The following is a 12,948-nucleotide window of genomic DNA, read 5'->3' as shown; positions in this document are numbered from 1 at the left end:
GATCGGCACCGGACGACCGTCCGGTCCGACGGCCGGTTCTACGACTCGGTGACGCGCGTTAGCGTCTGGGCCATGGTCGAGGGATGGGACGAGGACGGGCTGCGGGCCGTGCGCGGCGCACTGCACGGGGCGGACGGGAAGGCGCTGCTTGCCGCGCTGCGCCGCGGGCCCGTGAGCGAGGTGCTGCAACTGGCCGGTGACGGCGTGGCAGTTACCGCTGCTCTGGGCCTGCCGGGTGCCGCGCAGATGGCTGCCACGTTCCTCGGAGCATTGCGGGAGCGCGGTTTCCAGGGCGACGAGGAACTGGTGAACGTGTTGCGCGGGTCTGTGGGGCACGTGGTGAATCCCGCCCTTCGTCCGCTCTCAGTCGATCTGGAGATGCTCGCCATGCTGCTGGAGGGCGACCCGGTCGAGTCTGGTGGTCGGCTCGATCTGTCCACAGGGGAGTGCCGGCCGGCCATTGCCGATGAGCTGGATACCGGGTTCGAGGAGGCGGACGCTCCCGACCGGTGGCTGTCCGTGCCGGCGCTGGGTTCCCGGGACGGTTACGAGGACATGGAGCTGTTCATCGAAATGCTCGGTGACACCGCCCTCGCCGATCGGCTGCGGACCGCCATCCGTGGCCGAGGCGCCTTCCGGCGCTTCAAGGATGTCCTCGCCCGTGACGAGCGCGCCTGGCACCGGTTCCACCGGCTCAGCGATGAACGACGGCTCGGACGGGCCCGCGCCTGGCTGGCCGAAGAGGGCTGTCGTCCATGGCTCCCGTTCGGTGGCGACGGGTAGGGCAGCCCCGACCCCCGGCCAGGACGGGCGGGGGTGGCCCCGACGCCGTGAGCCGAGGGTCCACCGGCCAGTGCGGTTCTCTGAGCGCTTGGTTGAGGATGTTCCTCCCATACCGCCGAGGGGCCGAGCGCGCCGCAGAGGTGTGGTCGCCGCTGCTCCGCCGATGAGCGGCGGAGCAGCGGCCATCAAAGCTGCGGTCAGCGTCGGAAGCCGCGCCCCGGGTCCCGGGCGTCCGGGTATCCGAATGGCTCGAACCAGGCTGCGGTGCGCAGGTCTCCCATGCCGAGGCGCTGGTTCACGTCGCCGTCCGGGTCCTCGATGCCGTCGAGGCGCGCGTCGAACAGCATGAGGACATCGTGGTCCTGGAAGAACAGGTCGGAGCAGGCGTCCCAGTCGTAGTCGTCGCGGTGTTCGGGCAGGGTGCCGTGTGCGGTGTCGCGGGTGTCGATGTCGTCCAGGTAGCCGGGCGCGTCCTCGATCGCCAGGTGCAGGGCCATCTCCTCGGCCGTGCACGAGGGTTGGGGCCATCGACCGTGTTCCAGGTCGTCGGTCAGGTCGTCGAAGGCTCGTGCCATTCGGCGGCGCCAGTTCCGGTCGGCGGACCAGGTGAGGGCGGGCAGGCGTGTGAACAGCTCCCAGTCGCCGGGCTGTTGCTTGGTCACGGGCTGGTCCCGTAGTTCGTCGGCGTCGTCGTAGGCCTGGTCGGCCAGAACGCTCAGCGCGGTCAGGAGCAGGTCGGCGGTGCGCGGGGTGAGTTGCCAGCCGCAGTTCTCGCAGTCCTCGTCGCCGCAGGAACACTCCTTGACCGGAAAGAGCGCGACCAGGTCGGGCTCTTCCTCGTCGGCCGGCGTGTCGGGGACCGCACGGCGCAGCCGCCACCCGTGGTGGAAGTGGGTTGTTGTCGGGACGGGGCTCCAGTCGGTGAGCTCGTCACCCTGCTCGGCGCGCAGCAGACCTGCCTCACTCTGGTCTTCCAGGGTGTCGGCACCGGTGATCCAACTGCCGCTCTCGGTCAGGGTCATCACGGCGCCGACCAGATCGCGAGGATCGTCCGCGTCCAACTCGGACGCGGGCAGCGGCTCCCAGCCGGCGTCGATGGCCGCGCGTATGAGCGCGTCCTCGTCGGTGATGTGGAACTCGCGCAGATGAGTAATGCGTACGACCTTGCCCGGCAGCTCTTTCAGCCGCGCGCCGTCAGGCGTCTTTGACCCCGGTGCGGTGGGTGCCTCGTCGACTTGCGTGTCCTCGTCCTCTCCGAGGTCTTCGTCAGGTGGGCAGAACGTCGTGCCTGCGGGGGCGGGCCATGCTCCTGAGGCTGCGTGGGCCGTCGCCGCGCGCAAGGAGCTGGCGGGGGCGTCGGGCAGCGCCGTGGCCAGAGTGTCCAGGTCTTCCATGACAACGGCGGTGTCGCGGGAGGCCAGTGCGCGGCGCAGCAGCTGGACCGCTTGGTGGGCGTGGTGCTTGTCCTTGCAGGTGAACACTGCGGTGAGGGATCGAGCGCCGTGGTAGGGACCGATCAGGGCCATGACGCGGCTCTTGCTGGGGCTGTGCTCGCACAGGAAGTCGACGACTGGAGTGAGTTCGGGCTCGGTGGGCATGCGGGAGACTCCGGGGACGCGTTGGGTGCGCAACCTTGCGGATGCGCAAACGAGAAGGAGATTTCCGCTGGTGAGCGCGGTACTGCCGCACTCCCGGACGGGGAAGTAGGTGAGCTGCGACTGGTGCCTCCGGTGCTGCCGGTGGTCCGGGCCGTGCGGAAAGCCAGCGTACGGCAGTGCACTGACATCGGGCGCCCAGATGGGTGGACAGAACTGTGCTGAGCGGCAGCGAGCCGGAGGCCGCCGCTGACCCGGCGTCACACTGCTGGCGGATTCTGTGGCTTTGTGGCCCGGCACGGCAGGTGGCTCATGCCCCCGCGGGGTACGGATCATCTGTGATCACCAAGCTTGACGACGCATCCCGTGGGCTGACGCGTGAGGAACTGCTGGCGCTGCCCGCGGCCGTGGACTTGGAGACGGCGAATCATGCGCTGTCCCTCAGTCGTACTACGGGGTATGACCTGGCCAAGCGTGGCCGGTATCCGTGCACGGTCCTGCGGCTTGGCAATGCCTACCGGGTTGTCACCGCTGACTTGCTCAAGCTGCTCCACATTGACGTACCGGAACCCGCAGGCGTCGATGAGCCGACGGCTGTCACGCCCGAGGCGGAAGGAGGCCGTCTTTCGTCGAGCTGCTGTTGTTGCTGCTGTGTGTGCCGCTGTGCTCGTCGGCGTGAGGCGTGTGGGCGGGAAGGCCACGGATGATGGTGATCGGTCTCGTGTGTGGGATTTCGACAAGCCGTGCGACGATGGTGTCGCTACCGTGCTTGTATGCCGGTTCGTCGCCCTGCCGAAGGGGCGGGGAGCGCAAGGGGAGCGCGGACGCCTTTGGACGGTGCAACACGGCGTACGAGCAGCGGGACCGTGATCGGTGCTTTGATCTGCGAAAACTGGATCTGATGCGATCGCGTGGCACAGCTCGTCACGATCTCTCACGACCTCGTAATGCGTAGGTCTCGGGTTCGAATCCCGAAGGCGGCTCCATACCCTTGACCAGGGAATCGGTTCGGACAAAGACCCTCGCTGAGCTTCGCGAGGGTCTTTTTCGTGCTGTCGGGTCGTGTTCCGAGTCACCGCCCCACGGCTTCTTCGACCGTGCCCTGTAGGGTCTCGCCGGCGTGATCGCGCGTATGGGTGAGTGGAGGGGTGGGGGAGTCGTGAGTGAATCCGTGTCGGTCGGAGGCGGCTTCAAGGAGCTGGGGCCCGAGCGTGGGGGTGAGCTGGCTGCTCGCTGGTGGCAGTGGGCGTTGTCGGCGCCTGATGACCGTAGCCCTGTGAGGGATCAGACCGGTGAGTTCGCCGGCTGGCGTCAGCCGGACGATGTCTGGTTCCTGGCCGGTACCTACGGTGGTCGCGTGGTGCGGCGCTGTTCGATGCCTTCGGGGCGGCCGGTGTTCTTCCCGGTGTTCAACACGCAGCGGGCGCAGACGATGACCTCTCGCGAGCCGATGGTGATGGAGGTCGCCGAGGCCAAGGCGTTCCTGAACGGAGTTCCGCTGCCGATGCAGGAGTACACGTCGAAGCCCTTCCGCGCGGCGCTGCGGCGGCGCATCGCCTGGGGGCTCTGGTGTTCGTTCGATCCGTTGCCCGTCGGCCACTACGTGCTGGAGATCAAGGCGCGCACCACCGGTGGTTTCTGGGTGGACACGACGTACCACCTCACCGTTGTCGACAGCTGAGCGCGGGATCGGACCGGGAAGTCATCGGTAAGGCGAGGCGGCAGTGTCCTTGACTCCAGGGCAGGGAGGAGAGGGCAGTGGGGGAGAACGCGCCGCGGGAGCGGGTGCTGCTGGTCGAGCCGGAGGCCGAGGTCGTCGACGCGGCGGTGGCGCTGGGGCTCGAGGTCCGGTCGGTGCAGAGCTCGGTGCGGACGGAGGGTGGGGACGCGCTGCACTCCCTGCTGAGGGACTGCGCAGTCGCGTACGGGATCGAACACATCCTGTACTTCGGCGGATCCGAAGCGGTTCAACGGGCCGTCGAGGGGGCGCTGGTGGACCTTTCGCCACGACGCGCCGAAGTGGTGCGCAGGCTCGGTGATCCCGTGGCCATGCGGCGCATCCTCAACGAGAGCCGTGTCTCCGTGGTCGACGCCATGCCGGCCGCGTCCACGGAGGGGGTGTGCGCGCTGGCCGAGCGGTTCGCGCTGCCGCTGGTCGTCAAGTGCGGGAGCGACCCGAGGGCGGTCACGGTCGTCCGGGACCGGGCCGCCCTCGAGGAGTGGACGGCGGGTGCGCAGGCGGGGCCGTATCTCGTCGAGGAGTTCCTTGCCGGGCCCGAGGTGAGCGTGGAGACGCTGACCTGTGCGGGCATGCATGAGGTGGTCGGCATGACCGCCCTGCGAAGTGCCGCGCCCGCCGGAGCCGATCTGCTGTATCCGGCTCCGTTGTCCGACGCGGACCGGGCCGGCGTACGGGCGGCCGTGCGCTCCCTGCTCGACCTGGTCGGTTACGAGTCCGGGCTCGCGCATACCCACGTCGTGCTCACCGAGAGCGGGCCTCGGATCGCGTCGGCGCGGGCGTGGCCCAGTGGTCCTCCGGTCAGGCTCCTGATGCGGGTCGCCACCGGCCGCCATCCCGGGGAGGACGTCCTGTCGGCACTGGCCGGTCGGACTCCGCAGGAGCCGGACGCGGCACGGTTCGCGGCCCTCGCCACACTGGCGCTCCCCGCCGGTGTTCCGGAGCCGGCCGCGCGGCTGGACGGTGTCCGCACCCTGGCGCATGTCCAGGAGGTCCGCGTGGTGGACACCGGGACAGGTTCCGGTGGCCGTGCCGTCCAGCTCGTGGTCGATGGTGCCTCGCCGGAAGAAGTGGCCGAGCGTCTCACCGCCGTACGACGACGGTGGTACGGCTGAGGACGGGACGGCTGAGAACGGGACGGCTGGGAGTGGGGCGGCTGGTAAACGGGACGCCCGAGAACGGAACGCCTGAAACCGCGACTCGGATCCGCGAAGTGCTGCGTCCGGCCTCAGCCGAAGCCGTGCGGTGGTGAACCCATGAAGTCGAACAGCGTGATCGCGGCGGCCTTGTGTTCGGCGGCCGACGTCGCGTCGCCCAGTGCTTGTGCCGCGCAGGCCATGCCGTACAGGGCGCGGGCGTCTTCGGCGCGGTAGCGGATCGCGGACGCCAGTTCGTGGGCGTGGGTGTGAAGGGCCATGGCGCGGTCGTACTCGTGTCTTCGGCGGTGGAACCGGCCGATGAGGTTCTCGACCTTCGCCTGGCGGGTCGGGCTGCCGCTCGTCCGCGCCAGTTCCAGGGCGTGTTCGGTGAGACCGGAGAGCTCCGGACCCTGCTCCAGGCACTGGGTGACCTCGGCGGACAGGGCCAGGACCAGGGCGAAGTCGCCGGGCGGGCTCGACTCGTCGCACAGGCCGCGGGCCCGTTCCAGACAGGCGCGGGCGTCTTCGTACTCGCCCAGGCCCACATGGGCGAAGGCGAGATCCGTCAGGGCCATCACTTCGTTGTTGCGGTAGTCCAGCTCGGCGTGGATCTCCAGGGCACGTCGTGCCGCCGAGGCAGCCTCCTCGTATCTGCCCCACTGCTCGTACAGCGTGCTGAGGACGGTGAGGGTCTCCGCGTGCGCCCGCGGGATGTTCAGCTCCCGCTCCAGGGACATCGCCCGTTCCAGGTGGGGCAGGGCCTCCGCGTGCTGGCCGAGCACCGTCAGCAGCAGTCCGATGGTGGACTCGCCGTGCGCCTCGGTGTACTTGTCGCCCAGGCGTACGGCGATGTCGCGCCCCTCGCCGGCCACTTCGATCCCCTCGTCGAAGTGGCCGAGCTTCCAGCACGCGATGCCCAGGCTGGACAGGCTGGCGCCCAGCAGGGCCAGGTCCTGGACCCGGCGCGCGGCCGAGACCGCGACCTGGCTGAGGTATCTGAAGTCCTCGAAGCGGCCGTGGGCGTTGAGCTGGAAGACGATGTTGCGGGTCAGGCACACCGTGTGGCGGTCGAGGCCGTACGAGTCGGCCAGGACGACGGCCGCCAGCAGGCTGCTGTGCTCGCGATCGAACCACTGTGCGGCCTGGGCCGGGCCCTGGAGGGGCGGCAGTTCGCCCACGTGGGCGGCGATGCCCGTGGAACTGCGTTTGCGCCCGGGGAAGAGCACTTGGCATGCCTCCTCGGTGGCTGTCAGGTAGTAGCCGAGGAGGCGCTCGACGGCCGCCGCGTCGTCCCGTTCGGTGGCGGGGCCGCGCTGGCTCTGCGCGAAGTTGCGCACCAGGTCGTGGAATCGGTACAGGCCGATGTCGGGCTGCTGGAGCAGATGCACGTCCAGCAGGCGTTCGAGTACGGCTTCCGCGTCGCGGGTGTCCCTGCCCAGGAGGGCGGCCGTCGAGTGGACGTCGATGTCGGTGCCCGGGTGCAGCCCCAGAATGCGGAACGAGGTGCGGTGCTCCTCGGCCATCGCCTGGTACGACAGCCGCAGGGTCGCCGCGACGCTGCGTTCACCGGCGCTGAGCTCCTCCAGCCGCCGGGTCTCGTCGCGCAGTCGGTCGGCCAGGTACTGCACGGTCCAGCGGGGCCGGTTGCGCAGTCGGGCGGCCACGATGCGCAGGGCGAGGGGGAGACGTCCGCACAGGGCGACGAGTTCCGCCGCCGCCTTCGGTTCGGCGGCCACGCGCGCCTCGCCGAGCATCTCCTTGAGCAGCAGCGCGCCGTCCTCCTGCGACATGGGCCCGATGGAGATCCATTCGGCGCCGTCGAGGTCGAGCAGCCTGGCCCGGCTGGTGACCAGGACGAGGCAGCCGGGCGCAGGCGGGAGCAGGGGCAGGACCTGGCCGGCGTCGACCGCGTTGTCGAGCAGGAGCAGGACGCGGCGGTCGGCCAGCGTGGACCGCCACAGTGCGGCTCGTCCCTCGACATCGTCGGGTATACGGTCGCCGGGCGTGCCGAGCGCCCGCAGCAGGCTGTCGAGCGCGGAGGCCGGCGTCACGGACCGCTCGCCCGGGGTGAAGCCGCGCAGGTCGATGTGCAGTTGGCCGTCGGGGAAGAGGTCCGCCATCTGACGGGCGGCCCGCACCGCGAGGGAGGTCTTGCCGCTGCCGCCCATGCCGTCGATCGCGACGATCGGGGTGTGCCCCCGCTCCGCTGAATCGTTTTTGCCCTTGATGCAGTCGAGGAGGGCGCCGAGTTCCTTCTGCCGGCCGGTGAAGTCGGACAGGTCGTAGGGCAGCGTGCAGGGAGCCGTGGTCGTGGTCCAGCTCTCGGGCGCGGAGGCGGCAGGGAGGGCGGCGGACTGCGGGGGAGCGGGCGGTGCGGCCGGGGCGGGTGCCGGGGGCTCGGGGGCGGCCAATTCGGGAGCCTCGCGCAGAATGCCCTCGTACAGCCTGGTCAGTTGGGGGCCCGGGTCGATCCCGAGTTCCTCGGCCAGCAGGGCGCGGACCCGCCGGTACTCCTCCAGCGCCTCGGCCTGGCGACCGCTGCGGTACAGGGCCAGCATCAGATGACCGCGCAGGGACTCGCGCAGCGGGTGCTGCGCGATCAAGTCGCGGAGATCGGCGACCAGTTCGGCCGCCTCGCCGCATCCCAGGCGCAGTTCCAGGAGCTGCTCGGCGGCGGCCAGGCGCCGTTCCTCCAGGGCAGTCGCGGCGGCCTCGATCACCGGGCCGCCGGTGCCCGACAGGACGGGGCCGCGCCAGAGCCCGAGTGCGCGGCGCAGGCCTGTGACGGCGTCGGTGGTGCGTCCTTCGGAGACCGCTCGGCTCGCGGTGCGCAGATGGGTGCCGAACTCGATGAGATCCAGCTGGGTGTCGCCCACCGACGCGCGGTAACCGGGGCCGTCCGTGATGATCACGTCATTGCCGTCCGGGACGCGCCGGCGCAGATGGGCGACGGCCTTGCGGACCTGGTGCGCGGCCGTCGTCGGGGGCGTGTCGTCCCACACCGACTCCACCAGCCGGGACACCGGAACCATCCTGCCCGGTTCGAGCAGCAGGGTGGCCAGCACGCGTTCCTGGACGGCTCCGCCGAGACGCAGCCGCGAGGATCCGGACCAACCCTCCAGCGGCCCCAGGATGTTGAAGCGCACCTCTCCTTGCCCGCTTGCCGTCATCATGCCCCCTGATGTCCCCCTGGTCGGGCAAAGCCCCTGGCAGGGGCCCTGCCGCGCGATCATAAGGGGTTCGCCCGACCGGTGGCACGGGAACGGAGCGGTGGCGGGCGGTAACGGGACGGGAACCGTGCGGTAAGGGCTGCGCTCATGATCGGTGACGTCGAGCGAGAAACTCACCGATCCAAGGGGGAGAAAGACATGCGCAAGAAGCCGGCGCGGCTCATCGGATTCCTCGCGGCAGTGGCTCTGGTGCTGGGCCTGGGCGGGGCCGCGGGGGCGATTGCGGCCGATGGGCAGGGGGGCGCGGGCTCCTACGTGGTCGCGGACGACAAGGGGCCTGCGGCGCCTACGCCGTGACAGTCGCTCCGCGGGGGGTGCGAGGCGCTCCGCGGGGGTGCCGAGAGGCGCTCCGCGTGGGTGCCGCGATTGGTCGTCTGGCGTCTGCGGGTGCGTTGTGGCTGGTCGCGCAGTTCCCCGCGCCCCTCTGGCGGCACTGGACTTCCCGGCGCGACAGGGCCAGCCCGTTTCCGTCACCCATCACCGAACTCGCCTAGGAGCCACCGTGGACATCCGTCAACTGACGACCTTTCACAAGGTCGCCACCCTGCTCAGCTTCACTCGTGCCGCGACCGAGCTCAAGTACGCGCAGTCCAGCGTCACGGCGCAGATCAAGAGCCTTGAGACCTCGCTCGGCGTGGAGCTCTTCGAGCGGTTCGGGGGGAGGATCCAGCTCACCCAGGCCGGTCAGCGGCTGCTGCCGTACGCCGAGCAGATGCTGACGCTCGCCGGCGAGGCGCGGGGCGTGGCCGTCGGCGAGGGAGAGCCCTCGGGCCTGCTGACCATCGGCACCATGGAGAGCGTCACCTCCTACCGGATGCCCCCGGTGCTGGAGTTCTTCCACCACCGCTATCCGCATGTGCAGTTGGTGCTGCGGCCCAGCCTCTGCGCGGAGACCCTGCACTCGCTGCGCCAGGGCACCTTCGACATGGGCTTCCTCATGGAGGCGGAGACCCGGCACTCGGGAGTGGAGAGCGAGGTGCTGGGCCGCGAGCCGCTCGTGGTGGTCGCCGCCCCGAACCATCCGCTGGCCGCCGAGGAGAAGGTGACCCTGGACCAGCTGCGCGAGGTGCAGGTGCTGGCCCCGGAGGCGGGCTGCGCGTACCGGGAGCTGTTCGAGGCCGAGCTCAACGACGGTACGGGTGAGCCGGTGCCGTTCCTGGAGTTCGGCAACATCGAGTCCATCAAGCGTGGCCTGGCGGTGGGGCTCGGGGTGAGCCTGCTGCCCACGATGACCGTGGCCGACGACCTCGCCGCGGGGTCCCTCGCCGCACTGGCCTGGGAACCGCCGTTCGAGGTCTTCACCCAGCTCGCCTGGCGGCGTGGCCGGCAGCTCACCCGCGAAATGCGCCTCTTCATCGACCGGACGATGGAGTGCATGACGGCCGAGTACGCCTCGACCGAGGGCTGACGACGGCCGCCTGATCGAAGGCATTGATAACCGGCATCGCGTTTTCCATGCCGTAGTCCCTGGACGCGATTATGCGCACCGGGACATGATTTTCGCGGTCCGTCGCTCACCGTATGGAGAAGAATTCGTGTCGAACGTCATGCGCCAGCGCAGGAAATTCATCGTGTCGAGCGTGTCCTCCGACGCCCACATGTGGAACCTGGTGTTTCTTCAACTATTGCTCGAAGAACACGGCGGCGAGGTGCGAAATCTCGGAGCCTGCGTGCCGGACGAGGTCATCGTCGAGGAATGCCGGGCGGAGAAACCCGACGTCCTGGTCCTCAGCACGGTGAACGGACACGGTCATCTCGACGGACTCCGGCTCATCCGGAAGATACGCAAGGAACCCGACCTCAAGGACCTGCGCGTCGTCATCGGCGGAAAGCTCGGGGTGCGCGGTGCGGAAAACGTCAGGTTCATCGAAGAGCTGGCGGCGGGCGGCTTCGACGCCGTATTCGAGTCCGAGGGCGGCCTGCAGGATTTCCGGGAATTCCTCGCGACGTTGAGCCCGGTTTCCCGGCCCGCGCTCTCCCCGGTGGAGGCGGCCGCATGAACGGCACCGCCGCTGCCCCGGAGCGCATCGCCGGTTCCACGGCGATACCGGCGCCCGGTTCCACGGTGATTCCGGCGCCCGGTTCCACGGTGATTCCGGCGCCCGGTCCCTCGGCGATTCCCGCGCCGCGCCGCGGCCGTTTCTCCGCCTTCGTCCACCGGGCGAAGAGCGAGGGTCGGCTCGTCGTTCAGCCCAGGATGGGCTTCGCCGAGATCCCGGTCATGCGCGAGGGGCTGCGGGCCGTCCGCGGGGCTGAGGCCACCGCCGTGGGCACCGTCACCCTGGACAGCTACACCCGGGTCAACGACCACGACTCGGCCCGCAGCGCGCTGCGCACCGGCGCCGAACTCAACGGCTTCCCGCTAGTGGCGCACGGCCCGCAGGCCACCCGGCGGATGCTCGACGGCCTGGCCTCGGCGGACTTCCCGGTCCAGGTCAGGCACGGCTCGGCGTTGCCGTACCCGTTGTTCGAGGCGATGGTGGCGGCGGGCATCGACGCCACCGAGGGCGGGCCGGTCTCGTACTGCCTGCCCTACAGCAGGGCCCCGCTGTCCCAGGCCGTCGACGCCTGGTCGCGCTGCTGCGAGTTGCTCGCCGCCCAGGACGAGCAGATGCACCTGGAGAGCTTCGGCGGCTGCATGCTGGGCCAGTTGTGCCCGCCGAGCCTGCTCGTGGCGCTCAGTGTGCTGGAGGGCATGTTCTTCCAGGAGCACGGCCTGACCAGCATCTCCGTCAGCTATGCCCAGCAGACCAGCCCGGGCCAGGACCTGGAGGCACTGGCGGCGCTGCGCCGGCTGGCGGGTGAGCGGCTCGGCGGAACCGACTGGCATGTCGTGCTCTACACGTACATGGGCGTCTACCCGCGCACTCCGGTGGGGTCCTTCCGGATCCTGGAGGACAGCGCGCGCCTCGCGGTGCGCAGCGGGGCCGAGCGGCTGATCGTCAAGACCCCGGCCGAGGCGTACCGGATCCCGACCGTCGCGGAGAACGTGGACGCGCTGGAGTTCGCCGCGGCCGTCGCCGCCGACGAGGCCGCCCGCGGCGAACCCTGGGCCGCCACGTCGACGGGCGTGTACGAGGAGGCCCGGATGCTGGTGGACAGCACGCTGGAACTCGGGCCCACGGTGGGCGCCGCGCTGGTGCGGGCCTTCGCCCGCGGCCATCTCGACGTGCCGTTCTGTCTGCACCAGGACAACGCCAACAAGTCCCGGGCGTACGTCGACCCCCGCGGCCTGCTGCGGTGGGCCAAGCCCGGGGCGATGCCCCTGAAGCCGGAGCCGTCCACCGCCACCGCACGGCCGCTCTCCGCGCAGAGCCTGATCGACATGCTCGCCTACAACGAGCGGCGGTTCGACCGCGAGCAGCTGACCCGAGTCCCCCAGTGGAGCCTTTCATGAGCACGGCGACCGAGACCGACGCTCGTGCGGCCGACGCCGACACGAACAACGCCCTTGCGGCCAACGCCCACACGGCCCCCGTTCACACCAGCAGCCCGTCCCCGACGCTCGACGCCGTCCGCGACCGAGGTGCCCTGCGCGCCGTCGTCAGCCGGGGCATCCTCGGGCTGTCGCAGTACGACGACGGCCGCTGGACCGGTCTGGACACCGATGTGGCGCGTGCCGTGGCCGCCGCGGCCCTGGGCGATCCCGAGGCGGTCCAGTGGCTGCCGACCGACCCGGCCGAGCGGCTGGACCCGCTCGCGGCGGGCGATGCCGAGCTGACGGTCTGCAACCTGACCTGGACGCTCGGCCGCGAGGCGCGGTGGCCGGTGCTGTTCGCCGGCGTCACCTGCTACGACGGCGAAGGGTTCATGGTCCGCGCGGACAGCGGCATCGAGGACCCGGCGCAGCTCGCCGGAGCCCGGCTGGCCGTGCAGGCCGGCACCACGAGCGCCGCCAACCTCGCCTCTTGGTACGGCAGTCGGGGCCTGTCCGTCGAGCCCGTGACCTTCCCGACCCCGGCCGCGGCCCTGGCCGGCTATGCGGGCGGCGAGTGCGTCGCGTACGTCCTGGACCGGACCGCGCTGGCCGGTGAGCGGGCCGCGCTCCCCGATCCCGCGGCCCACCGCGTCCTCGACACGTCGATCTCCCGGGAGCCCATGGCCGCCGCCGTCCGCGACAGCGACCCCCACTGGTACCGGCTGTGCCGCTGGGTGCTGCAACTCCTGGTCGCCGCCGAACACCACGTCGACGAGGCGGGCCCGGGCTGTCGTACCGAAGCCCTCACCGAAGCCGCGCGGCTCGCGGGGCCGCACGGCAGCGCGGTGGGCCTGGACGAGGGCTGGGCGGCGCGGGTCCTGGACGCCGTCGGCACCTACGCCGACGTCTACGAGCGCAATCTGGGCGGTGCCTCCGGACTGGGCGTGCCGCGCGGCCTCAACGAGCTGTGGACCCGCGGCGGTCTGCACTACGCCGTTCCCCTGCACTGACGAAGCCGTCCGCACCCCGCGAGGAAGGAACCCTC

General features: G+C 70.5%; 10 protein-coding genes and 1 pseudogene. 9 read left to right on the top strand and 2 right to left on the bottom strand.

Annotated elements, in window-relative coordinates; all coding sequences use genetic code 11:
• The first annotated feature begins 72 nt into the window (after window positions 1-72).
• Window positions 73-783 carry a UPF0158 family protein gene (locus ACZ7L6_RS14460; RefSeq protein ID WP_471923619.1) on the top strand — a complete coding sequence of 237 codons (711 nt, stop codon included), beginning with the start codon at window positions 73-75 and terminating at the stop codon, window positions 781-783.
• A 197-nt stretch (window positions 784-980) separates the two neighbouring features.
• Here ACZ7L6_RS14460 and ACZ7L6_RS14455 read toward each other — a convergent pair whose 3' ends face one another.
• The gene (locus tag ACZ7L6_RS14455) at window positions 981-2,381 is read right to left on the bottom strand and encodes a hypothetical protein (RefSeq protein ID WP_471923617.1); all 1,401 of its coding nucleotides are present in this window, start codon (window positions 2,379-2,381) and stop codon (window positions 981-983) included.
• 335 nt (window positions 2,382-2,716) lie between these two features.
• On the opposite strand from ACZ7L6_RS14455, the pseudogene ACZ7L6_RS14450 reads away from it, so the two are divergent.
• From ACZ7L6_RS14450 to ACZ7L6_RS14440, 3 genes and pseudogenes are all read left to right on the top strand, one after another.
• Window positions 2,717-2,929: pseudogene (locus ACZ7L6_RS14450) on the top strand (hypothetical protein); the annotation flags it as partial.
• Window positions 2,930-3,537: 608 nt separating this feature from the next.
• Window positions 3,538-4,059, top strand: a complete 522-nt coding sequence (locus ACZ7L6_RS14445) for a hypothetical protein (RefSeq protein WP_471923615.1) — start codon at window positions 3,538-3,540, stop codon at window positions 4,057-4,059.
• A gap of 77 nt (window positions 4,060-4,136) precedes the next feature.
• Complete coding sequence (locus ACZ7L6_RS14440; protein WP_471923613.1) at window positions 4,137-5,231, top strand: ATP-grasp domain-containing protein; 1,095 nt, start codon at window positions 4,137-4,139, stop codon at window positions 5,229-5,231.
• 113 nt (window positions 5,232-5,344) lie between these two features.
• Here the strand turns inward: ACZ7L6_RS14440 and ACZ7L6_RS14435 are convergent, their stop codons facing one another.
• Window positions 5,345-8,401, bottom strand: coding sequence for an AfsR/SARP family transcriptional regulator (locus tag ACZ7L6_RS14435; RefSeq protein ID WP_471923611.1), 3,057 nt, complete (start codon window positions 8,399-8,401; stop codon window positions 5,345-5,347).
• 171 nt (window positions 8,402-8,572) lie between these two features.
• Here ACZ7L6_RS14435 and ACZ7L6_RS14430 point away from each other — a divergent pair, with 171 nt between their 5' ends.
• The 5 genes from ACZ7L6_RS14430 to ACZ7L6_RS14410 all read left to right on the top strand — a co-directional run bounded on the left by ACZ7L6_RS14430 (window position 8,573) and on the right by ACZ7L6_RS14410 (window position 12,913).
• Complete coding sequence (locus ACZ7L6_RS14430; protein ID WP_471923609.1) at window positions 8,573-8,782, top strand: hypothetical protein; 210 nt, start codon at window positions 8,573-8,575, stop codon at window positions 8,780-8,782.
• Between the two features lie 205 nt (window positions 8,783-8,987).
• On the top strand, window positions 8,988-9,893 hold the full coding sequence (locus tag ACZ7L6_RS14425) for a LysR family transcriptional regulator (protein ID WP_471923607.1): 906 nt from the start codon (window positions 8,988-8,990) through the stop codon (window positions 9,891-9,893).
• Window positions 9,894-10,020: 127 nt separating this feature from the next.
• The gene (locus ACZ7L6_RS14420) at window positions 10,021-10,485 is read left to right on the top strand and encodes a cobalamin B12-binding domain-containing protein (RefSeq protein WP_471923605.1); all 465 of its coding nucleotides are present in this window, start codon (window positions 10,021-10,023) and stop codon (window positions 10,483-10,485) included.
• Entirely contained in the window at window positions 10,482-11,882 is a 1,401-nt protein-coding gene (locus ACZ7L6_RS14415) for a methylaspartate mutase (RefSeq protein WP_471923603.1), read from the top strand. The genes ACZ7L6_RS14420 and ACZ7L6_RS14415 overlap by 4 nt, the downstream gene beginning before the upstream one ends.
• Entirely contained in the window at window positions 11,879-12,913 is a 1,035-nt protein-coding gene (locus ACZ7L6_RS14410) for a transporter substrate-binding domain-containing protein (RefSeq protein WP_471923601.1), read from the top strand. Before ACZ7L6_RS14415 ends, ACZ7L6_RS14410 begins: the two co-directional genes overlap by 4 nt.
• Window positions 12,914-12,948: the final 35 nt, after the last annotated feature.

The organism is Streptomyces sp. NPDC107522 (assembly GCF_055657525.1).
The sequence above is the reverse complement of the archived record's forward strand: the minus strand, read 5'-3'. Positions and strand labels throughout refer to the sequence as shown.

Bases quoted from the DNA above. Each gene is read 5' to 3' on its own strand.
- ACZ7L6_RS14460 (WP_471923619.1), top strand. From the start codon at position 73: ATGGTCGAGGGATGGGACGAGGACGGGCTGCGGGCCGTGCGCGGCGCA.
- ACZ7L6_RS14455 (WP_471923617.1), bottom strand. From the start codon at position 2,381: ATGCCCACCGAGCCCGAACTCACTCCAGTCGTCGACTTCCTGTGCGAG.
- ACZ7L6_RS14430 (WP_471923609.1), top strand. From the start codon at position 8,573: ATGATCGGTGACGTCGAGCGAGAAACTCACCGATCCAAGGGGGAGAAA.
- ACZ7L6_RS14415 (WP_471923603.1), top strand. From the start codon at position 10,482: ATGAACGGCACCGCCGCTGCCCCGGAGCGCATCGCCGGTTCCACGGCG.
- ACZ7L6_RS14410 (WP_471923601.1), top strand. From the start codon at position 11,879: ATGAGCACGGCGACCGAGACCGACGCTCGTGCGGCCGACGCCGACACG.